16 protein-coding genes and 3 pseudogenes are annotated in these 20,886 nt (G+C 54.2%); 15 read left to right on the top strand and 4 right to left on the bottom strand.

The window, feature by feature from the left end; all coding sequences use genetic code 11:
- Positions 1-338 precede the first annotated feature (338 nt).
- The 4 genes from FHW75_RS26965 to FHW75_RS26385 all read right to left on the bottom strand — a co-directional run bounded on the left by FHW75_RS26965 (position 339) and on the right by FHW75_RS26385 (position 4,147).
- Positions 339-461: a transposase domain-containing protein gene (locus FHW75_RS26965; RefSeq protein WP_409347981.1), complete on the bottom strand. Its 123-nt coding sequence runs from the start codon at positions 459-461 to the stop codon at positions 339-341.
- 139 nt (positions 462-600) lie between these two features.
- Positions 601-2,058 (bottom strand): NAD-dependent succinate-semialdehyde dehydrogenase, encoded by a 1,458-nt coding sequence (locus FHW75_RS26395; protein WP_197854482.1) that lies wholly within the window; start codon positions 2,056-2,058, stop codon positions 601-603.
- 26 nt (positions 2,059-2,084) lie between these two features.
- A complete protein-coding gene (locus FHW75_RS26390; RefSeq protein ID WP_183675209.1) occupies positions 2,085-3,095 on the bottom strand; it encodes a dihydrodipicolinate synthase family protein in 1,011 nt (336 codons plus the stop codon).
- Between the two features lie 44 nt (positions 3,096-3,139).
- Positions 3,140-4,147 carry an ornithine cyclodeaminase family protein gene (locus FHW75_RS26385; protein ID WP_183675206.1) on the bottom strand — a complete coding sequence of 336 codons (1,008 nt, stop codon included), beginning with the start codon at positions 4,145-4,147 and terminating at the stop codon, positions 3,140-3,142.
- Between the two features lie 387 nt (positions 4,148-4,534).
- Between FHW75_RS26385 and FHW75_RS26380 the strand changes: the two genes are divergently transcribed.
- The 15 genes and pseudogenes from FHW75_RS26380 (at position 4,535) to FHW75_RS26315 (ending at position 20,296) form a co-directional block, all read left to right on the top strand.
- Positions 4,535-5,533, top strand: coding sequence for a fumarylacetoacetate hydrolase family protein (locus tag FHW75_RS26380; RefSeq protein WP_183675203.1), 999 nt, complete (start codon positions 4,535-4,537; stop codon positions 5,531-5,533).
- Between the two features lie 279 nt (positions 5,534-5,812).
- Positions 5,813-6,925, top strand: coding sequence for an FAD-dependent monooxygenase (locus FHW75_RS26375; protein ID WP_183675200.1), 1,113 nt, complete (start codon positions 5,813-5,815; stop codon positions 6,923-6,925).
- Between the two features lie 155 nt (positions 6,926-7,080).
- Positions 7,081-7,290, top strand: coding sequence for a hypothetical protein (locus FHW75_RS26370; RefSeq protein WP_183675197.1), 210 nt, complete (start codon positions 7,081-7,083; stop codon positions 7,288-7,290).
- 160 nt (positions 7,291-7,450) lie between these two features.
- A pseudogene (locus FHW75_RS27340) lies at positions 7,451-8,215 on the top strand (MCP four helix bundle domain-containing protein); the annotation flags it as partial.
- A gap of 342 nt (positions 8,216-8,557) precedes the next feature.
- Positions 8,558-9,073: pseudogene (locus tag FHW75_RS27335) on the top strand (methyl-accepting chemotaxis protein); the annotation flags it as partial.
- Positions 9,074-9,317: 244 nt separating this feature from the next.
- Positions 9,318-9,558: pseudogene (locus tag FHW75_RS26360) on the top strand (IS3 family transposase); the annotation flags it as partial.
- A 656-nt stretch (positions 9,559-10,214) separates the two neighbouring features.
- Entirely contained in the window at positions 10,215-11,015 is an 801-nt protein-coding gene (locus FHW75_RS26355) for a helix-turn-helix transcriptional regulator (RefSeq protein ID WP_221212588.1), read from the top strand.
- A 218-nt stretch (positions 11,016-11,233) separates the two neighbouring features.
- On the top strand, positions 11,234-12,778 hold the full coding sequence (locus FHW75_RS26350) for an ABC transporter substrate-binding protein (RefSeq protein WP_183675188.1): 1,545 nt from the start codon (positions 11,234-11,236) through the stop codon (positions 12,776-12,778).
- A gap of 171 nt (positions 12,779-12,949) precedes the next feature.
- A complete protein-coding gene (locus FHW75_RS26345) occupies positions 12,950-13,966 on the top strand; it encodes an ABC transporter permease (protein ID WP_183675185.1) in 1,017 nt (338 codons plus the stop codon).
- On the top strand, positions 13,963-14,847 hold the full coding sequence (locus FHW75_RS26340) for an ABC transporter permease (protein WP_183675182.1): 885 nt from the start codon (positions 13,963-13,965) through the stop codon (positions 14,845-14,847). The genes FHW75_RS26345 and FHW75_RS26340 overlap by 4 nt, the downstream gene beginning before the upstream one ends.
- Positions 14,847-15,878 carry an ABC transporter ATP-binding protein gene (locus FHW75_RS26335; protein ID WP_183675179.1) on the top strand — a complete coding sequence of 344 codons (1,032 nt, stop codon included), beginning with the start codon at positions 14,847-14,849 and terminating at the stop codon, positions 15,876-15,878. Before FHW75_RS26340 ends, FHW75_RS26335 begins: the two co-directional genes overlap by 1 nt.
- 24 nt (positions 15,879-15,902) lie before the next feature.
- Positions 15,903-16,859 carry an ABC transporter ATP-binding protein gene (locus FHW75_RS26330; RefSeq protein ID WP_183675177.1) on the top strand — a complete coding sequence of 319 codons (957 nt, stop codon included), beginning with the start codon at positions 15,903-15,905 and terminating at the stop codon, positions 16,857-16,859.
- A gap of 5 nt (positions 16,860-16,864) precedes the next feature.
- Positions 16,865-18,103, top strand: coding sequence for a serine hydrolase (locus FHW75_RS26325; RefSeq protein ID WP_183675173.1), 1,239 nt, complete (start codon positions 16,865-16,867; stop codon positions 18,101-18,103).
- A gap of 247 nt (positions 18,104-18,350) precedes the next feature.
- On the top strand, positions 18,351-19,532 hold the full coding sequence (locus FHW75_RS26320) for a hypothetical protein (RefSeq protein ID WP_183675170.1): 1,182 nt from the start codon (positions 18,351-18,353) through the stop codon (positions 19,530-19,532).
- Between the two features lie 140 nt (positions 19,533-19,672).
- Positions 19,673-20,296: a trimeric intracellular cation channel family protein gene (locus FHW75_RS26315; protein ID WP_221212587.1), complete on the top strand. Its 624-nt coding sequence runs from the start codon at positions 19,673-19,675 to the stop codon at positions 20,294-20,296.
- The last annotated feature ends 590 nt before the right edge of the window (positions 20,297-20,886 follow it).

The following is a 20,886-nucleotide window of genomic DNA, read 5'->3' as shown; positions in this document are numbered from 1 at the left end:
TATTTTTTGGTTTGGATCTCTGTATTATTGGATGCAACACGTTGGTCTTTTTTTTTTTTTTTTAACACCCCCCCCCCCCCCCCCCCCCCATGCGGAAAGCGATATGTTCAATGAACTCGTCTGCTCGAAGCCGTCCTTGGCTGCGTGCCTCAATGTGAACTCGAGGCGGGCCTTCGCAATACAACCAAGGCCCGGGAATTCCGCTGATTTCGGTGGGACACAGTAAGTCTTCTAGGCTCAAAATACCCTGGCTGGGATTTCTGATAATCAGCCAGAAATTGGCAACATATGTTCGGTCCGGACAATCCATGAATTGAGTGGTTGACTTTGGCTTCAGGTTAAGTAGGCCGCCAGACGTGAGGCAACAGTTCATAAACTTTTCTTGGGGGTTGTGTCGGTAGATCAGCTAGGTAATCATGCGGCTCATGCCCGTAGAACCGCGCTGATTGGATCAAACTCACGTTTACGCATCAGTGTCCAATGAGCTTACTCAGTCTAAGGGTTTTGTTGGTGGCAGCAGTGCTTCAGTGCGAAACTTTTGGGATGCAGGGAGTGTGCTCGGCAGACCTCTCTGGCTGCCGAGCACTAGCTACTCTACGGTTACTGGCTCAGACCGCCAAGGGCGACGTACTTGATCTCCAAGTAGTCCTCCACGCCGTACTTGGAGCCTTCACGGCCGAGGCCGGAGTTTTTCACGCCGCCGAAGGGAGCAACCTCAGTCGAAATTATCCCTTCGTTCACACCGACCATGCCGAACTCGAGGCTGTCCACAACGCGGAAAATCCTGCCCACATCGCGCGCGTAGAGATACGCGGCCAGGCCGAACGGAGTGTCGTTTGCCATGGCGATCGCTTCTTCCTCGGATTCAAAACGGAACAGTGGCGCTACTGGTCCGAAGGTTTCATCGCTGAAGATCAACGCTTCGTTCGGTACATTGGTGAGAACGGTCGGCTCGAAGTAGCTACCACCTAAGGTATGTCGCTTACCGCCGGTTGATACCCGGGCGCCTTTTTCTACCGCATCAGCAATATGCTCTTCGACTTTTTTGACCGCCTCATCATTGATCAGCGGGCCAAGAACCACGCCTTCGTCCATGCCGTTGCCAACCTTCAGAGCTGCAGTAGCATCGGCGAGCTTCTGTGCGAACGTGTCGTAGATGCCAGACTGAACCAGCATCCGGTTGGCAGCGACGCAGGCCTGCCCGGTGTTGCGGTATTTGGCTGCAATGGCGCCCTTCACTGCTGCGTCCACATCAGCGTCATCGAAGACAATGAACGGGGCGTTGCCGCCCAGTTCCATGCTGGTCTTCTTGATGGTTGGTGCACATTGAGCTAGCAACTGTGCACCGACTTCGGTCGAGCCGGTGAAGGAGAGTTTGCGCACGGTCGGGTTGGAAGTCAGCTCGCCGCCGATTGCCCGGGCTGAACCGGTCACGACGTTGCAGACGCCTGCTGGCAGGCCTGCACGCTCCGCAAGTACTGCTAGTGCCAGGGCAGATAGTGGAGTTTGGCTTGCCGGCTTGATCACGCCAGCGCAGCCAACAGCCCAACCCGGACCTGCTTTGCGGGTGATCATCGCAGAGGGAAAGTTCCAAGGAGTAATAGCTGCGAACACCCCGATCGGGGCCTTCTGCACGAGGATCTGACGACCTTCAACGTTGTGTGGAATGATGTCTCCGTAAACACGCTTTGCTTCCTCGGCGAACCACTCGATGAAGCCGGCGGCGTATATGATCTCGCCGCGCGACTCAACCAGGGGCTTACCCTGTTCGGCAGTCATGATCTTTGCCAGGTCGTCGATGTTTTCCAGCATCAGATCGAAGAGTTTGCGTAGTACCTTAGAGCGTTCCTTTGGCAGAGTTTTGCGCCAGCTTTTCATGGCACGCTCCGCGGCTGCTACTGCCCGCTGTGTTTCGCGCTCGCCGCCATTGGGAACAAGAGCAACCAGCTCGCCGGTAGCGGGGTTGCGGACCTCAATGGTTTGGCCGTTTTCGGCTTGCACCCATTGGCCATCGATGAGCATGGCTTCACGCAGCAGGTCAGGGTCTTTCAACTGCAGATTATTTGCACTGGACATGGCAGGCCTCAAACAGGGTTACGGCCGACGAAGAAGGCTTCGTCGGCGTCGCGGGTGGGGTTGAGGCCTGCGGCCTCGAGACCTTTGCGCAGCGCCGCCATGTCCCGCTGGTATACACGCTGAGTCGGGTGGGGCAGGGGGCCGCCGTTGTAGCCCTGGAGCCAACCTTGGTACTTCCACATCATGCGGTTCAGCAGGCCGTTAGCTGCCATCGGGAGGCTGGCGAAAGCCTTGCGCGCCGGATCCATCTTGTACCAAAGCTGAGTGGCTTCATCGTAGTTGCCAGCGCGGATAAGCTTGTGGATCTGTGGCAGGAGCGGACCGTAGTAGGCGGAGTAGTTGGTACCACAGAACGGAATGTCCATGACCTGGGCCAGGGGCACGTATTCGTATTCCAGAGGAGAAGAGATCACGACTTCCTTGTGGAACTCACGATGCACCTCGATGGCGGACATGATATAGGGCAGGCCGCCTTCGGCTTTGATCGCCACAACGTTAGGGATTTCGTCAACCATGCGACGCAGAACAGAGTTCGGGATGTCTGCGGGGTGCAGTCGGCTGAAGCCCCAGGCCGGTAGCGGGAAGATGATTACACCCAGATTGGTCGCGTCACAGACTGCCTTTGTGTACTGGAAGACCTCTTCGTAATTTTTCGGGTAGAAGTAGGGCGGGTAGCCTAGCAGGACCACGTCGGCGCCGGCGGCTTCGGCACGCTTTACCGCTTCGATGTTTTCTTCGAGGGTGTTAAATACGGCATGATGGACCACGACCATTCGGCCTGCGGCCTGGTCGGCCATGATTTGGCAGAATTCCACGTACTGGTCCTGAGTAATTGCAACCTCAGAGCAGGACAACGTGCCCACGAAGCCATGCTGGATTGCCAGTTCGACGTCATGGCGCACAGCTTTTTCGTTGATGCGCTTAAAGTCGGAGGTCATCGTCGGAATGGTGACGTTGGCCACGCCGAGCAGGTGTTCACGTGCCCACTCACGGGCGTCCTTTTTGTTGTAATTGGCCATGTTCAGTTTCCTCTGTTGATGGTGCTATCTGGATAAAAATTCGTTTAGCTTTTGGTTTCGAATTCGATGGGGAGCGGGGTGGCAAGGCCGGCATCGATTGCTTTGGTGAGAATCAGCTCAGCGACGACGATGTCTTGCAGGCCGCCGCCGACCGACTTGAACATCGGGGCGCGAGCTTTCGCCAGGGCATCGGCGCAGGCGCCGCTCATGAGATCGGCCAGGCTGAATGCCTTGTTGTGGAATTCAATGCCTGCTGCCTTGGCCGCTAGCATGTCCCCGGTCTCCTCGAGTACTTCTTCCAGTGTGTCGCAGATGATGATGTCGCTACGCTCAACGACTGAGACGTCTATTTCGCGCTGCTCAGGAATGGTCGAGCCAATCGAGACAACAGTTGCGCCGGGTTTCAGCCACTCTGCAAACAGAATCGGCTCCTCTCCACGAGAGCGTGCCGCGGTCAGCACGATGTCTGCGCCTTCCACTGCCTCTTTGGCAGATGCCACACCTTTGGCAGGTACGCCGGTATCTGCGGTCACCGCATCGGCGAATGCCTCACGACGCTCAGGAGTCGGGCTGTACACGTTGACTTCGGTGAGCTCGCGAACACTTGCGAATGCGCGGGTGTGCATCGCTGCTTCCAGACCGCTACCGAGTACTGCCAGGCGAGCATGACCCTTGGGTGCAAGCCGATCCAATGCTGCGGCCGAGGTGGAGGCGGTGCGGAAGCCCGTCACTAGATTGCCGTCGACGAAAGCTGCGATCCGATTGGTGGTCCGATCAAATAGGACGATGACGTATTCGATACCAGGAGGTGCGTCGCCCCCCATGTTCGAACCCATCAGCTTGGCGCCGTAGTAGCGGCTGCCAGGAGGAATAGCGGGGAGATTGCGCAGCCAGGTTTTTTCAAGCACCGCTACCGTGCGAGACGGAGTCGCCTTCGCGGGGATGGGGTGGGCGTATGCCTTTTGGAGAGCGGCAATTGCATCTTCCCAGCGAAAGACAGTCCGTGCAGTGTCGCTGGAAATGAAGACGGGGTTCTGGAGATTGGCGGTCATATGGTTGATTCCAAAAAGCAGCGGTTACGGGATGAGCGAGCGTAGAGCGACCCAGCTTCAGCAAGAAGTGCATTGCAGAGACCTCTCTGACTACACGGGTACCTAGATCTGCAGCCAAATAGCTTGCCTTGTGAGGCAGTTGAAGGCCTCTAGAGGTGCGGCCTTCTCGACGTGCGTGACAGCTCATTTAGCCCCTCCTGGCGGTGCAGGGTAGGGGATGATTTTGCAAGAAACGACACGGAGCGTATCTAAAATATTTCTTTCGGGCAAGGCTAATTCAGCCAACCCAGTTGGCGATTTTCGTAAAGTGCGTACAGGTGGTTGCACTTATGAAACGATACGTATAGTTTGGTATCGACGGAACAAGCCACCCCTCGGGAGAAAGTGATGAAGTTAGGTCGATTTGTAGTTGAAGGACTGGATGGTCCTGTACAGCGTATCTGCATGGTTCTACCGGAGCAGAATCGGGTTATCGATCTGCGTGCCGCTGAAGCGCTGCGTCTTCAAGCAAAGGGCGCCACCCGCGAAGCTGCCCTTCGCTATGCATCTACGGTGTTCCCTGAAAGCATGTCTGCTGCCATCGCTCTGGGGCAGCAGTTCTTGGACACCGCCGCCGAAGCTGCAGAGAAAAACGGCGCTGATGCGTCGCTGGCCATGGACGGTCTGAAGTGGGGGGCTGCCTGCGATCCTTCGGTTGTGCGCGACGGGCTGACGTTCACCAAGCACATCCGCCAATTCCATGAACGGATGAATGTAACTCCGCAACCGGCTCTGCTGGAAATCCCTGGTTACTTCAAGGGCTCGCCCTGGACCGTCATCGGTCAAGATGCTGAGGTGCCGTGGCCTGCCCGCGGCCAGCGTATCGATTACGAGCTCGAGCTCGGTTGGGTCATCGGTGCCCGCGCCAATAACATTACTCCCGACACTGCTCTTTCGCACCTGTTCGGTGTGACCATCTTCAACGACTTTAGCGCTCGCGATCTCCAGGCCAACGAGTTCGCAATCGGGATGGGTCCAACGAAGAGTAAGGACTTCGCTTACGGCATCGGCCCGTGGATCACCACTATTGACGAGTTCTCCGACCTGAACGCCATCAAGATGTCCGTGCGCGTTAATGGCGAGACCTGGGGGGAGGGCGATACGTCCGAGATGCTCTGGACTCCGGAGGAGTTGATCGCCTACGTCTCGATCGGCGACCACATCCAGCCTGGCGATGTCATTGGTTCCGGCACCATGGGTGACGGCTCGGCATTCGAGCTGGGTCGTAGTCTGAACCCTGGTGATGTGGTCGAGCTGGAAGTGGGCGGTGTCGGTGTGCTGCGTAACCGCATTGGGCAGCGTCCGGAAGAATCTTGGTGGCCAGAGCGTCGCAAGCCGTTCATGTAAGTATCAGATGTGCTGCAGTTAATTTGTGCCTTAGAAGATTTGAAGCCGCGAGGTTTGGGCGTCGGAAGGTGACTGGACCTACTCGGGGTAGATAGTGCAGCATCCGAGCGGGTCTGACGGGCGCCGATTCCAAGCTGCAGCTATCTGCGGCTTGGAATCGGCGCCAATCAGTAAGAGGCGCAAAATTGACCAGCCCTGCGCAGTGCCTTGGGTATGCGCAGGCGCCTACACCTGCTATAGCAGTTACCACCCGCCACAGAAGCGGAGAGGAGACAAGAAATGAATGCAATTAAACGCGTCCTGATCGTGGGCAGCGGAATCGGTGGCGCTACAGCAGCTTTTGCGCTTCGCAGGATTGGTGTTGATGTTCACTGCATCGATATCAAGCCCGAAGCCCCGATAGCCGGCTCTGGAATCTGCATGCTTCACAATGCGATGCGAGCCCTTAGCGGTCTCGGTCTCGCTGAGCCCTGCCTGGATAGTGGCTACCGATTCGACAAGTTTCGCCAGTTCAACTCGGCGGGCGAGCTTCTGCTAACCAATCCTGCACCTCCCAGCTGCGGGATTCGCCGCCCGGAACTGGCGCGCATCCTGGAGGCCGCTGCTGAGGGCGCCGGCGCAGTTATTGATCGCGGTCTGACTGTAGAGAATCTGGTCAATCGTGAGGACGGCGTTGACGTTCGATTCTCGGACGGCCGCGAGGCAACTTACGATTTGATAGTAGCGGCCGACGGTGTTTACTCGAAAATCCGTGATCAGCTGTTTGGCACAGACTGCAGCCCCCGATTTGCGGGTCAAAGCGTCTGGCGTTTTAACGCGCCGAGGCCGGCTGAAATCGATGCTTTCTGCCTTTACCGCACTCCTACTGGCCATACGGTGGGATCATTCCCCACGTCACAAGAGAGTTGCTACATCTTCTATCTCGAAAACAGCAAAGAGCCTTTGCGCATTCCGGAAGGAGAGGCTCACCACCTGATTCGGGATCGGTTGATGGAGTACACCGCTCCGGCAATTCGCGAGTCGCTGGAGCTTGTTACCGATGCCAAACAAGTCATTTTCCGTCCGCTGGATATCACACTGGTGCCTGCGCCTTGGCATCGCAGTCGAGTGGTTCTGCTTGGCGATGCTGCTCATGCGCCTACGCCTCACATGACTTCTGGTGGCGGTATGGCCATTGAAGATGCGGTTGTGCTCGCAGAGAGCATCGCGGCCACTTCAACAGCAAATGCTGCCGTTGAGATGTACTCCAATCGTCGATATGAACGTTGCAAGACGATATGCGATGCATCGCTTCAGCTGTGCAAGAATGAACAGCAAGACGCGCTGGGTAATCGAGAGAAATCCGCTGGGCTGCTCCTGCAGACCTACCAGTATCTGGGGAATCCCATTTAATTCCTTAACGGTCAGGGATGAATACTCGATTCCTCTGGCTCCGGCGAGTCGAGGCCAGTTAGAAAAACGAGGAAACACCTAAGTCAATAATCTTCCTCTCCTGAAGAAGTGATTTATTAATGCACGTCCGAAAATAAAAAAACAGAGGAGCTGCTATGAATGTTGCCTTGAAAGAATCTGTTAGAGCAGGCCTTATTGGTGGGGTGGTATCCGCAGTCGTGGCCTTCTTGGTTGCTTATTACCTTGCACCTTTCCCGCTCAATCCGATTGATAACTCCATCGGCAATAGCGTGAGTGGTTTTTTCAGCGGATTGGTCAGCGGCTTCATTGGTGTTTTTCTTGTGGTTAAAAAGCTGGCTTCTTGACTGATAAGCTACGCGCGCAGATTTTCCTAAAAGGGTTGCGTCGGCCTTTCCGTTAAGGATTGCCTTAACGCCTGTTCTTTTATTCCATACTTCCCTTGTGCGCCTGTACGGTCTTCGTCAGGCGTTTTTTTTGGCTGATTTTGGCTTTTCAGGGGGCTATATGTTGCGAAGTATGAAGTTGGCGCCACGTTCGGCGTTTAGTTTTGGCGTCATAGCACTCATTGTTTTTCTCTTGGGCGCATTCTCTCTCCAAAAAATGGAAAGGATGACAAAGCAATCAGCGGTCATCAATGAAAAGTGGCTTCCTAATATAGTTAACCTCAGTAACCTGGTTAAAGCACAGCTTAGAAATCATGTGTTTCTTGCTCAACTGGCCTCGATGGAGAACCCCGCTGCGAGGGAGGGCGGCGTTCGTCAGCTTAAGGCTCTAGTAGGTGAGGTTCAGGCGCTGAAAATTCGTGTCGATGCCGGGCTAACGAGTGCGAGTGAACGAAGGGTATTTGACCAGTTCGACAAGGCTGACTGGGCCTATACCGCTGAGCAGGAGAAAATTGTCGGCCTCATTTCTTCCGGCGATATAGCCTCGGCTTCCACAATGCTGATGGGGGCAATCATTGACTATGGGACGCGGCTCGGGATGGCGACCGAGGCGCTCATGAAGCTCAATATGGAAGGCTATGAGAATGCCACGGCAGGGCTTCTTCAGGCTAGGGACAGTGCCCGGCGGGGCATCATCGCTGCCGTACTACTTGCTCTTTTGGTAACGGTGGGCTTGGCGATTTTTTACACCAGGAGCATTGTGCAGCCCCTTGGGCGAGCAGTGCAGGTGGTTGAGAGGGTTGCCCGTGGGAGACTGGACGGGAAGATTGACGCGTTTGGCCGAGACGAGCCTGCTCAGGTGCTCAGTTCGCTAAAGGTCATGCAGGACGGCCTGAGGAATGTAATCGAGGCAATCACGAATTCATCCACTCGTATTGCGGCCTCTGCACATGAACTCAAAGTAGTCACCGCATCCTCATCAAGGGCTATGAAGCTGCAAGATGACGAAGTTGAGGCCGCAGTTTCTATTGTGCATGTCGCGACGCTCGCCGTGGTGGAGGTTGCAAAGAACGCGGCGAGGACTGCTGACGCCTCTCAGATTTCCGATCAAAGCGTTAGATCGGGCTGTGAACAGGTTGCTCGGATGGTCAATTCCATCTCGGGGCTTTCTGCAGAGGTTGCGCTGACAAATGCGCAGATCGGCGAGCTGGCCATGAGCGTTGCAAACATCACCAAAATAATTGAGGTTATTCGCTCAATCGCCGAGCAAACGAACCTTCTCGCGCTGAACGCCGCGATTGAGGCAGCCCGGGCCGGTGATGCGGGGCGCGGCTTCGCAGTAGTCGCAGAGGAAGTTCGGGCCTTGGCTCATAGAACGAAGCGCTCAACCCATGAGATCGAAGTGCTCATTGGAGGAATTCAAGATGTAACAGAGCGAGCAGTTTCGTCAATGCAACGCAGCTCGGAAAGCGCAGAGATCACTCTGGGTTTGGCGGGTTCCGCTGACCAGGCTCTGAGAGATATTCAGGACTCAATCGAGACAATTAATGAGCGAAGCAGGGATATTGCCGGCGCAGCTAATCAGCAACAAGGCATGATGGAAAGCGTCAAACAGAGCCTGCTCAAAATACAGGGGCTGTTCCAGGAAGCATCCGAAGGCGTCACTCAAACAGATCAGGCAAGTGGTGATCTTTCGGAGCTATCGAGCCTTTTGCAAGAACTGGTGTCGAAATTCGAGGCTTAAGGTAAGATTCGTACAATCTCGCGGCATATTAAAGCGTTTGAGTGAGGACTAAAAATTTAGCTTCATATTCTACTGCGCAAGGTGATTAGTCGCGCCGATTGTTGGCTTCCGGCATGAAGCTTGACAGCTTCAATATTGAATTCTTAAGTGTAGCGCATGACGACTCATGGCACCTCCTATTTGGGCCTCATTATGAGGCTTGGAGGTGTCTACGAAACCAGGGGCGATTCATTACTAATGCTGCAAAAAAGCTCAACGACTACTCGGGGAGTAGACGACGAGGACAATTGACCGCTCTGCCGGAACGGCAACTGCTGGTGGCTTGGCTGACAGAGGCGATAGATGCCGGCGCCCGAAAGTCGAAGGCGTGTAAGGAAGTTGGCTTGATGCTCAGAACGTTGCAGCGCTGGACTCAAACAGAAGAGGTGGTGGCTGATGCATGTACAACTACAGTTCGCGCAACCCCACCGAACGCGCTGAGCGACTACCTTGAAAAACGCCGTGATGCATAGTCAGCCTCTCTACTGCGTTTACGTTTACGTTTACGTCAAAAAATCTTACTAAAATTAAGATGTGTCAAGATTTTGCGTGCGTGTGCCCTTGAGTACCCTAATTTAGCCGATTCTTTAGCTTTGGTCAGCAACATGAATCTTGAATTTCCACCGCAGGCCAGAGGTAGTGCCTATGGTCTCGGCTAGCTTTAATCGTCGACCGAGCTTCATCATGAATGCAGCGCTGGTGCTGTTCAGGTGCTGGTAGCACTGTCTAGTGCATTCTGAACGACAGGGCTGAGCTTGCGTAACAGTTTGGTTGTCTTGGGGGATTTCTGCGTTTTTGTCGTACCGCTGCAACGGTGAAATCCTAGATGGCAACAGGTGCGGCTATAAAACTATGCAGCCCATGACGATGTTTTGGGGTCACGGAGGGAGCTGGATAGCTCTGTATTTGTTGAATGCTCCCTCAGCAAGAGGCTATTGTTGCGTAATGCTTGCGTCGATCACGGGTTGGCAATGCTGAGCCTCCGCAGCAGGTGTCTTGCACTCGGTTTTTGAGCCCGTGACTCCAAGCGGCGATTAGTACAAGGTGTTGTCAATGTGGCGTGAGGGTATTCTTTGTGGCTAGTTCTAATTCATCTCAATCGATGCACGATTTCAGTCAGAATCTGCGCCTTCTCTGTGGATATTATAAGTCGGTGGCAAAGGTATGTCGCTCACTTGATATAAATCGTCAGCAGTTCAATAAATATTTAGGTGCGCAAGCGACTCCCTCACCTTTTACGCTACGCAAAATCTGCAACTTTTTTGGTGTGGATGAGGAAGAAATATTTTTCGAGCATGAATCCTTCCGTGCTCTTCTCACTACGCAAAATGCGGTGCGGGAGTCAGAGAGTGCGATACCAGTGGATTTTTTTCCAAGCTCTGCGCACGAATTGTCGAAGTACCAGGGTTACTACTTTGTCTATCTGATGTCTCCCGCCGCACCGGGAGAGGTGATCAAATCGATTACCCGCTTGACCCGCTCGGGTGAAAAGATCCTTAGCAAAACCTTCGAGAGAATGAGGTTGGGTGATGACCAAGCTAAGACTTTCGGTATTAACAAGTATCGTGGTTTCTGCTTCGCCTCCTCCGATTTAATTTATATCGTCGAGCGCGAGTACCTCTCATCGCGGGGCTATATATGGTCGGCAATATATCCCTCCTACCGAAGTCGCTTTCGTTTTCTCAATGGTTTGGTAATCGGCGTATCGGGTGACAATTTTCGGCGTCCTTTCGGGGCCCATGTAGTATTTGAGTACCTAGGCGAGTCGATCGACCTGCGTAGCGCTCTCAGAAGCTGCAGCTGTTTTCCGATCGATGCTCCACAGATTCCCGTTGAGGTGAGAGCACGGCTACTGGTTCATCCATCAGAAGGTGAATTCAACCTTATCCCTCCGCTGTTCTAAACTTTCAAAACGTGACGCTATCTGACGCTCCTGGGCGTCAGCTAGCGTATTTTTTTTCGTGTTCGCGAAATTGAGATGGCCTTCAGGTAGATCGATAATTCATTCATCACCCAGAAGTCATTTTCGTTAATGGTGAACCAAACATTCGTTCCAATATTAATGAATATCGGCTTTAAAAATCACCCGCTGTGCCTACCATAAAAACAAGAGGAAAATCAATGAAAGTAAAACGAGCATTAGTGGCGGGCTTGATGGCGATGTCTGTGACTGCGTCATTGACCAGTGGTTCGGTGTATGCGGCAAACAATACCTTGGTTGTCGCTGATCGAGCCTCTTTCAAGGATTGGGATCCGGCCTCGGCCTTTTCGGAAGAAGTACGAGTGCTGGGAAATATCTACGAGACACTAGTTGTATATAACGCGCCGGGCAGCGCAGAGGAGTTTTCCCCCGGGCTCGCGACGTCTTGGGAGAGCAGCGACAGCGGAAAGACCTGGATTTTCAAGCTTCGGCACGGTGTGAAGTTTCATGACGGGGCGGCCTTTAACGCGGCAGCGGTCAAAGTCTCCATTGACTACGTCAAGCAGCTTAATCAAGGCGCTGCATTTGTATGGAAAAATCTGGATGCCGTCGAAGTCCTCGCTGACGATACGGTAGCGCTCAAGTTTAAAAGTCCCACTCCGGCCAATCTGATCGCGGCAGGCCAGTATGCCGCTTATATCATTGCCCCGGCGGCAGTAGAGAAAGGGCATAATTGGATGATGGCTCCCAACGCCATCGGCACCGGTCCCTACAAACTTGGGCAGGTCGAACAAGGCCAGCAAGTGGTGCTTGAGCGATTCGACGGATACTGGGGCGGGTGGAAAGAAGGGCAGTTTGATCGGGTCATTGTGAAGGTTGTATCCGAAGCCTCTACCCGTACTCAGATGATCAAAAATGGCGAGGCTGGGGTCGCCTGGGATATCCCTCTTGACCAGCTCAAAGTGTTGGGAGAAGACCCATCAATCAAGGTGAGTACCGCGCCTTCGTGGAAAAATTTCCAATTTTTGATCAATACCCAGAAATACCCTACGAATAACCTAAAGTTTCGTCAGGCATTGCAGTATCTCTGGGACTATGAAAGTGTCACCAAAGATATTCTGCATGGCTACGGCAGTGTTCCTAAGGGACCTTTGCCCACCAGTATCTGGGGGCATGCCAGCGTGCCTATGGCCTCTTACGATCCGGACAAAGCCCGACAGTTGTTGGAGGCTTCCGGTGTGCCTAAGCGGGACTGGAAGGTCTCGATGCAGTATATCAGTGGCGTCTATTCAAACGCAGCCGAACTGTTTCAGGCTACGGCGTCCCAGGTGGGCGTTGATGTGGAGTTACGTCCCGGCGAGTGGGGTGTTATTTGGGATCGGGCAAAGAAGCTGGATACCGCTCCCAACATGCAATCTATGGCATGGTGGCCGACATATTCGACACCTAGCGACTGGCTTGTTAGTGAATTCCATACAGAGAAAACGACGCTCTTCAATCTGTCTCACTACAGTAACCAAAACTTTGATCAGTTGATAGAAGAGGCGGGAGCCCTAGAAGGCAGTGATCGGGCCAAATCAACTGAAAAGTACGTGCAGGCACAGCAGCTGCTAGCCCAAGACGCTCCTGCGATCTGGTACGCCGACGTTCAGCAGATACGTGTCTCCCGCAAAAACATAAAGGGTATGGAAAAAAGCCTGAATCCAGCTTATGAGGCAATTCTCTACTACAACCTGAGTCATTGAGCGTTGATTCGTACTAGTTGAAGTGGAACGTGTAGTCCCTGATATACCCGGTAAATAAATGACCAGATATTTAATTTTCTGGTCAGATCGTCAAGGGTTAATCCGCTCTTGGCTGTTTGCGTAAGGTGTAAGAGGTTCGGGTCAAGTTTTTAGCCACAAGGGGTGTTCCAAATGGCGAAGTATATAACTCAGCGATTGATTGTGATGTTCTTCATTCTTTTGGGAGTGTTGACTATCACCTTCGTTCTGAGTCGAGCTCTTCCGGGTTCCCCGGTGGAAATGATGCTGGGGAACCACCCCACGGTGGAGCAAATTGCCGTTGCACGGGAAAAGCTGGGGTTGGATAAACCTCTGCCAATTCAGTACTTAAATTACATCGGCGATCTTCTCCGAGGTGATTTCGGTACTAGTCTGCGCACCGGACGGCCGGTGATGGAGGAAGTGGTCAGGCGGGTTGGAGCGACCTTTGAACTGACATTTCTCGCGATGTTCTGGGTGGTAGTGCTAGGTGTGCCGATCGGTGTTATCTCAGCTGCGCGGCAAAACCGGGTGGTCGACAATGTCGCACGAGCGGGGTCAATCGCCGGGACGGCGTTTCCAGTGTTCATCTTGGCCATGGGCTTGCAGTTGCTGTTCTATGGCAAGCTTAACTGGCTGCCCCTGCAAGGTCGTATCGATGCCTCCATTCTTCTTGATAGTCCGTTTGAGCGTGTGACGGGTTTTTACCTGATTGACACTCTGCTGGCCGGTAATTTCGTAGCACTGTGGAGTGCCATCAAGCATCTGACGCTACCCGTGCTCACCTTGGTCATAGTGACCTTGGCCACTGTCACCCGGATTACCCGCAACATGATGGTTGAGGTGCTATCTGAGGAGTACATCCGTACGGCCGTTTCTTACGGTGTACCCAAGTGGCGTATTCATTACGCCTATGCCCTCAAGGCAACAATGATTCCGCTCCTAACGGTGGTGGGCCTGACCTTCGGTTACCTACTCGGTGGTGCGGTAGTTGTTGAGTTTATTTTCGATTGGCCAGGCCTGGGCGGCTTCGTGGTGTTTTCGATTGCTCAGAATGATTTCCCTGCTGTGATGGGAGCCACTCTGGTGCTGGCCACGACATATCTGTCGATCAACCTGATCGTTGATCTCTTGTATCACCTTGTTGATCCGAGGCTGCGAGTCCAATGAGTATCCAAGACATATCACAGTCCATGCCTTCGCGAGCCCCATCATGGCGTATCAAGGCCTTGGCTTTTGCCAGCGAAAACAAATTGTTCGTATTCGGTGCGCTGTTGTTACTGCTGATCATCCTGGCAGCAGTCTTCGCGCCCTGGCTTGCCCCTTATGAACCGAACAAGATTGTCTTTTCCCAGAAATTGCTGGCACCCAGCTGGGCACACTGGATGGGCACCGACGAGTTTGGGCGTGACATTCTTTCACGGGTGCTTTATGGCGCACGCACCTCGCTGGTCATCGGGGTGAGCGTAACTTTGATTGCGATGCTAATCGGGATTCCGATTGGGCTTGTTTCCGGTTACTTCGGTGGGCGGGTGGATACGCTGCTGATGCGTTTATCAGATGTGTTTCTGGCCTTTCCGCCGTTGTTGCTACCGATCGCTATCACCGCTGCGCTGGGATCGGGATTGGCCAATGCCATGTTGGCGCTCGCTGTCTCTTGGTTTCCCTGGTACGCGAGAATCATGCGCGGTGCAGTAGTACGGGTTCGTTCAGAAACTTATATCCACGCAGCCCGTTCTATGGGCGTCAGTCACGGACGTATCTTGCTTCGACATGTACTGCCCAATGCCACTACCCCTGTAATCGTGCAGGGCTCCATGGATTTTGGTTACACCATTCTCGCCGCTGCCTCGTTGAGCTTTATCGGGCTGGGTGCCAAGCCGCCCATGATCGAATGGGGGCTGATGGCCGCGGCGTCGCGCTCGCAGTTGCTCGAGAATCCCTGGACTGTGTTGTTTCCCGGTGTGGCGATTTTTGTCCTAGTGCTGGCCGTCAATCTGGTGGGTGACGGGCTGCGCGATGTGCTCGATCCAAAGAAGGGGACACGCTGATGATCGATGAATCCTTGCAATATTCTGCTGTCTTGCGTCTCGCCGATTCGAGTAACGACGAAGAGCAAGCTCTAGTGCTTGAGGTGGAAGGGTTGACGGTGTCTTTCCCTGGTTTGTTCAAGACCGTAAAGGCAGTACGTGGCATCGACCTTAAGTTAAAGCGCGGCGAAATCCTGGGCTTAGTGGGGGAGTCGGGCTCGGGTAAGTCAATGACCGCTATGTCTTGCCTTGGGTTGGTGCCTGAGACCGCTCGGCTGGGAGGCATTATCAGGGTCGCCGGACAACAGGTTAACGGCGCGTCAGCCTCGCAGCTGGCGGCATTGCGTGGCGGTGGCGCGGCGATGATCTTCCAGAATCCGATGAAGGCGCTCAACCCGTTCTTCACGGTCGGGCGGCAGATGTTCGATGTCATCAGCTGCCATCGGCAACTGAGTAAGGCACAAACCCGCGCCGAGGCGCTGAGCTCTCTGGAAGCGGTCAGCATGCCAGACCCTCCTCTGGTGTTGGCTAAGTATCCGCACCAGTTGTCTGGAGGTCAGTTACAGCGAGTTGTGATTGCCATGGCGCTGGCCTGTCGACCGAAACTGCTGATCGCCGATGAGCCGACCACGGCGCTGGACGTCACAGTGCAGGCGCAGATCATCGCCCTCCTGCGCAAACTGGCACGGGAGCAGGATCTAGCGATTCTGTTTATCACCCACAACCTTGGGGTTGTCGCTTCGCTCTGCGACCGGGTGGCGGTTATGTATGCCGGCGAAGTGGTGGAGAGCGGCCCGGTGGACCAAGTGTTCAAGCGACCTGCACACCCCTACACCATGAAGTTGATGGGTACCGTGCCCACGTTGGGGCAGGGGCCTCAGCCGCTGGGTTTCATCCCGGGGCAGGTGCCGAACATGGCGGCTCCCCCGGCGGGCTGCGCATTCAACCCACGTTGTGAGCGTGCCACGGGACGCTGCGTTCACGCTGCGCCAAGGGTAGAAATTGGCGAGGGACATTGGGCCGCTTGCCACAACACGTTAGTCAAGGTGTGAGGCTTTTTTGAAAGGTAAACGGCTATGAATAACAACAAACAGCCCGCACTGCTGAGTGTTCATCAGTTGCATAAGACCTACGCCAGCCGCGATGGCCTAGTGACTGCCATTGACCACATCAGCCTGGAGGTTCAGGTCGGTGAAACGGTCGCGCTGGTGGGAGAGTCCGGTTGCGGCAAAAGCACGGTTGCCGCGACCTTGCTCGGACTGTTATCAGCCGATAGTGGGCAAATCTTAGTCGAAGGTCGGCCGCTGCCCACTGATGCCAAGGCGAGGGGCCGGAGCTTGAGTATGGTGTTCCAGAATCCCTACGCCTCGCTAAACCCGAAAATGAAAATCAAGGCGATTGTTGCCGAGCCACTGAAGGTCGCCTTTGGTTTGCACGGGAGCGCCTTGCACGAGCGCATTCTTCAATTGCTTGGAAATGTTGGGATGGGCGAGGAGCACATGGAGCGCTATCCCCATGAGTTTTCCGGTGGCCAGTTGCAGCGTATCGCTATCGCTCGGGCCTTGGCGTTGGAGTCGAAACTGCTAATCCTCGATGAACCTACGGCTGCGCTCGACGTGTCTGTTCAGGCCCAAGTGCTGCAATTGCTCAAGACGCTGCAGGCCGCTAATGGGCTGAGCTACCTGTTTATTAGCCACGACCTGGCGACAGTCGAGTATCTGGCGCAGCGGGTGCTTGTGATGTACCTGGGGCGCATCGTCGAGGCAGGGTCTGTGGAGCAGGTGTTCGGCCGACCGCGTCATCCCTATACCCGCGCGCTGCTCAACTCAGTGCCCTCCATCGACCCGGAGCGTCGGGACCAGTTGCAGATCCTTAGTGGCGAAATCCCCAGCCCCTTGAACCGACCTGCTGGGTGCCACTTCGCGCCCCGTTGTCCGCGAGCCAGTGAGCGTTGTCGCCGAGAGGTGCCAGCCGAGACTCGGGAATACGGCCATCGCTTTTCTTGCCATCACCCACTGAACGATGAGAGCTGAACCCCATGTACAACAAAAAGGACATGACCGCCCCCGGCATTAGTTATCAGGACTTAAAGCTGATGCAGGGCTATCCGCCCTCTCGCGAAAAGCAAGTCGGCCAGCATAATTGGGACAGTCCGCCTTATAACCGCTGGTCGTTCCAGCACATGAGTCAGCTGTTTCCGGTGGCAGCTATTCATCGCGGTCCCGGGCCGGTCACCGAATTTGAGCGCAATGAACGCTCACTGGACGCTGTACTTTTTCAGCGGGTCGACGGCGGGCAAACTGACCTAGCGACCTTCTTGAACGATAGTTACACCGATGGCTTTTTGGTGCTTCATCAAGGCAAGGTGGTTACTGAGCAATATTTTAACGGTATGCAGCCGCACACGTTGCATCTGCTGCAGTCGGTGTCCAAGACTATCATCGGCAGCCTGGTCGGCAGGTTGATTGGCCAAGGCAGAATCGATCCCCAAGCGCGGGTCAGCAATTATGTGCCCGAGCTTTCGGAAAGCGGATACGGCGACGCCCGTGTACAGGATCTTCTGGATATGCGCACGGGAGTAAGATTTAGGGAGGACTACACCGATCCGGATGCTGAATTCATCCAGTTGGATGTCGCCTCGGGTTGGCGTGAACGGGGTGAGCTGAAGTGCCCCGACAGTATTTATGGTTTGTTGAAGTCGCTGAGTAAAGACCGTGAACATGGGAAGTTCTTTGAGTATCGCTCAGTGGATACCGACATGTTGGCCTGGGTGTGTGAGCGTGCTTGCGGCGAGCGGCTCCCCGTTTTACTAAGCCGGGAAATCTGGTCAAAACTGGGGGCAGAACAAGATGCGAATATCACTCTCGATTGCGTTGGAACCGCATTGGCCGATGGCGGGGTGAGTGCCACGTTGCGTGATCTAGCGCGCTTTGCTCAGATGTATCTACAGGGTGGATATTTCAACGGCCAGCAGATTGTTCCGCAGGAATTTGTACGCGCATGCGGCAGCGGTTCCACACCGGCGTTTGAAGTCCTCTATGATTTCTACGTCAAGCACTTTCCTAACTCCGCCTACAGCAATCAGTGCTGGGTGCTAGATAGCGAGCAGGGTACTTATTCGGCGCGTGGAGTGTTTGGACAGAGTATTTATTGGCATCCGGCTTCTGAAGTTGTTATTGTAAAACTTTCTAGTTGGCCCGACTTTATTAATTCGGAATGGACGTTGAATACCTTCCGTGCTTGTGAGGCTGTAGTTGAAGAACTGCAACGCAGTTGACACGGGAATGTGAATGACTGCGGTTTGTTAGGTCCATCTTAACTTAGTGGAGAGGTGCTAGGTTCAGCCTCGGACAACTACACCCAGGCTCAGCTGACTGCTTTTTACTGACCCTCCTGGCCCTCAGTTTGACGCTGTTCGCAGCCTTCGTTCTGTTGGGCCCTACCCCATTCATCCAGGCCGCGATTTTGTCGTGGCCGGGATGGCTGTTGCCAACAATAAGATCTAGAAGAGAGACGGAGCGACTATGAACTTGAACACTAACCGGCCCTTGCGCACATTGACCTCGATTGCGCTCTTGGGTGCACTTTCCACCCCCGCGATGGCGATACAGGTTACCGACAACCTCGATATCGGCGGTGCCGTCCGGGCGCGTTGGGACTATGATCCGGATCGAGACATCCAAAAGTTTAATTTCGACACCGCTATCCTCAGGGCTAACTATAACTCCGACACTTGGATCGGCGAGGCCAAGTACCGTTTCTACGGCCGAGCCTACCCCTACCAGTACACTAATAATGTCGGTGATGTCCAGTTCGCCGAATTGGCGTGGATCGGCTACAAGTTCAACTCCGACCAACAGGTCCAGGTGGGTCTTAACCAGTTGCCGTTCGGCTTGCAGCCATACTTCGGCAGCACTTTCTACCAAACCCTGGGTAGCGTCATAGGCCTGGAAGACGTGGAAGAAGTTGGCGCCAAGTACATCCATCAAAGCGGCGATTGGAATATTCAGGCCGGTTACTACCTACGCCCGGCCTGGCAGGGCAAAGGTACTAGCAACGGTGAAACGTACTCCAGCGTGGTCTCCGAAGCTGACAGCTATGTCTTCGGCGGCAGCAACAATCAGGAACGCAACACAGTGGTCCTGCGGGTGGCCAAGGCGCTAGACCTGGGGCCCTGGAAGTCTGAAGTCGGAATCTCCGGTCTGACCTCGTCCCTAGAGAACCGCGATACCAACGACGATGGCCGACGTAACGCCGTGGCGGTGCACTATATCGGCAAAAACGGCCCGTGGGGCGTGCAGCTGCAAGCCGCGCGACAGCAGATGTCCCCGCGAAACCCTGGTACCGATGAACTGGTGAGTTTCGGGGGGTACGACGCCACTTACAACGTCGCCAGTCGCGGTAATTTGTACGTCGCGGATGTGAGCTACGATGTAAGCGGTAAGTATCTGTTCGATCAAATCAGCGGTGTGAAGCTGTACGCTAACTACAGCGCTTTCGACAAATCCGCGGATAATTTCAAGACCTCGCAACGGATGATTGTCGGTACCTCGTTTTCCCTCAGTAAACTGTGGATCGCCACGGAATGGCTGTACGGAAAGAATGATCCGGTGATCGGTGGCAGCAGCCTCACCCAGAGTTTGGGCGCTGGAGGGAGTAATCAGTGGGAAAACCAGTTGTACATGAACATCGGTTATTACTTCTGACCCGGATTTATTTGCTGCCGCTCTAACGACTGCGCCATAAGCGGGCTCGCTTCTATTGGTTTAGCGCATAACCTTTAGGAGCGAGCCCGCTCGCGATTGGCCGAAGCAGTACCTTCATAGGCCCCGATAGGAGTTTCATCTTGTACGATCTTACCGCTGTGGTGAATGTCATGGGGCTCTGCGCGGTCGCAGTCTTTGCCGTTTCTGGTGCACTGAGTGCGGCGCGCCTCAAAATGGATATATTGGGGTTTATACTAATTGGAACAGTCACGGGACTCGGGGGCGGCACGCTGCGTGATGTGCTGATAGGAAATCTACCTGTTTTCTGGATCAGGGAACCTACGTGGATTGTAATCTGCCTTGTGTCCTCTGCCGTCACCTATTACATCGCCCCCAGACTGACGTCGCTTGCGGGAGCTCTACTTTGGATGGATGCAATTGGCATAGCATTATTCTCGGCGGTTGGTACTGAAGTAGCGCTACTTGCTGAAGCATCACCACTAATCGCAATGTGTATGGGTGTGGTGACAGCTACATTTGGCGGAATTGCTCGTGATGTATTATGTGGTAGCAATCTGACTCTGATGAATGAAGAGCTATACATAACTACGACCTTGGGGGGGGCTGTCGCCTACTACGCTTTAAGCACTCTAGGCTATTCGAACAGTTACGATTTGCTTGGCGGTTTTATTGTCGCGTTTACGTTGCGTGCATTGGCAATCAAATTTAACATCAAACTGCCTAACCGTTATCGGGTAAGCTAATCTCACCTGCATAGGCGCAACGCATCCTAACGGAACTGTTCGGGTAATCTGTATCCGTACAGCAAATGAATAGCATAGTGCAGGTCTTCCACGGACTGAATCCGGCCTGTGATTATAGAAAAGGTCGCTGGAACCCAGGATCGAGCAGCAACGCTCAGCCTGATTAGTGATCTTGCAATTTGCTTTGTAACGAGATGTCGAGATTTGGTCCAGGGGCTTCTCCAGAAAGGCGGCACACGCTTCCGCCAGTGTCCTCGTTTTGATTGGCCCCCTTCAAGTGCAGCGAGAGTGCTTGGGCACTGTACTCCAGCCCTTCTTGGCGCAACGCGCCAATCGCAGCTCGAAAGTCCTCCGAAGTCTAACCTACGATCGGCCAAGCGCTGCGTATGTCATGAAAGCGGCGAGCTGCTATCTGTACTCGCCTAGGTCCGCGTAGTAATTTTGGCTATCAAGGAACTGCGGCTTGAATGCAGTCGACAAGGATTGGATAGGCGTAGTGAATCGCCCCTGGTTTTCTAGACACTCTCCAAGCTCAGGAAATAGCGTTTCTCATACTCTACTGGAGACAGCTGCATAGCACTGCTGTGTCG

Source organism: Pseudomonas sp. OG7 (assembly GCF_014192825.1).
In the GTDB taxonomy this organism is placed as follows: Bacteria; Pseudomonadota; Gammaproteobacteria; order Pseudomonadales; family Pseudomonadaceae; genus Aquipseudomonas; species Aquipseudomonas monteilii.
Note: the sequence above shows the minus strand (reverse complement) of the source record. Positions and strands in the feature narration are given on the sequence as shown.

What these genes read in the sequence shown, in the direction of transcription:
- FHW75_RS26390 (WP_183675209.1), bottom strand. Translation starts at nt 3,095, where the DNA reads ATGGCCAATTACAACAAAAAGGACGCCCGTGAGTGGGCACGTGAACAC.
- FHW75_RS26385 (WP_183675206.1), bottom strand. Translation starts at nt 4,147, where the DNA reads ATGACCGCCAATCTCCAGAACCCCGTCTTCATTTCCAGCGACACTGCA.
- FHW75_RS26380 (WP_183675203.1), top strand. Translation starts at nt 4,535, where the DNA reads ATGAAGTTAGGTCGATTTGTAGTTGAAGGACTGGATGGTCCTGTACAG.
- FHW75_RS26375 (WP_183675200.1), top strand. Translation starts at nt 5,813, where the DNA reads ATGAATGCAATTAAACGCGTCCTGATCGTGGGCAGCGGAATCGGTGGC.
- FHW75_RS26370 (WP_183675197.1), top strand. Translation starts at nt 7,081, where the DNA reads ATGAATGTTGCCTTGAAAGAATCTGTTAGAGCAGGCCTTATTGGTGGG.
- FHW75_RS26355 (WP_221212588.1), top strand. Translation starts at nt 10,215, where the DNA reads ATGCACGATTTCAGTCAGAATCTGCGCCTTCTCTGTGGATATTATAAG.
- FHW75_RS26350 (WP_183675188.1), top strand. Translation starts at nt 11,234, where the DNA reads ATGAAAGTAAAACGAGCATTAGTGGCGGGCTTGATGGCGATGTCTGTG.
- FHW75_RS26345 (WP_183675185.1), top strand. Translation starts at nt 12,950, where the DNA reads ATGGCGAAGTATATAACTCAGCGATTGATTGTGATGTTCTTCATTCTT.
- FHW75_RS26340 (WP_183675182.1), top strand. Translation starts at nt 13,963, where the DNA reads ATGAGTATCCAAGACATATCACAGTCCATGCCTTCGCGAGCCCCATCA.
- FHW75_RS26335 (WP_183675179.1), top strand. Translation starts at nt 14,847, where the DNA reads ATGATCGATGAATCCTTGCAATATTCTGCTGTCTTGCGTCTCGCCGAT.
- FHW75_RS26330 (WP_183675177.1), top strand. Translation starts at nt 15,903, where the DNA reads ATGAATAACAACAAACAGCCCGCACTGCTGAGTGTTCATCAGTTGCAT.
- FHW75_RS26325 (WP_183675173.1), top strand. Translation starts at nt 16,865, where the DNA reads ATGTACAACAAAAAGGACATGACCGCCCCCGGCATTAGTTATCAGGAC.
- FHW75_RS26320 (WP_183675170.1), top strand. Translation starts at nt 18,351, where the DNA reads ATGAACTTGAACACTAACCGGCCCTTGCGCACATTGACCTCGATTGCG.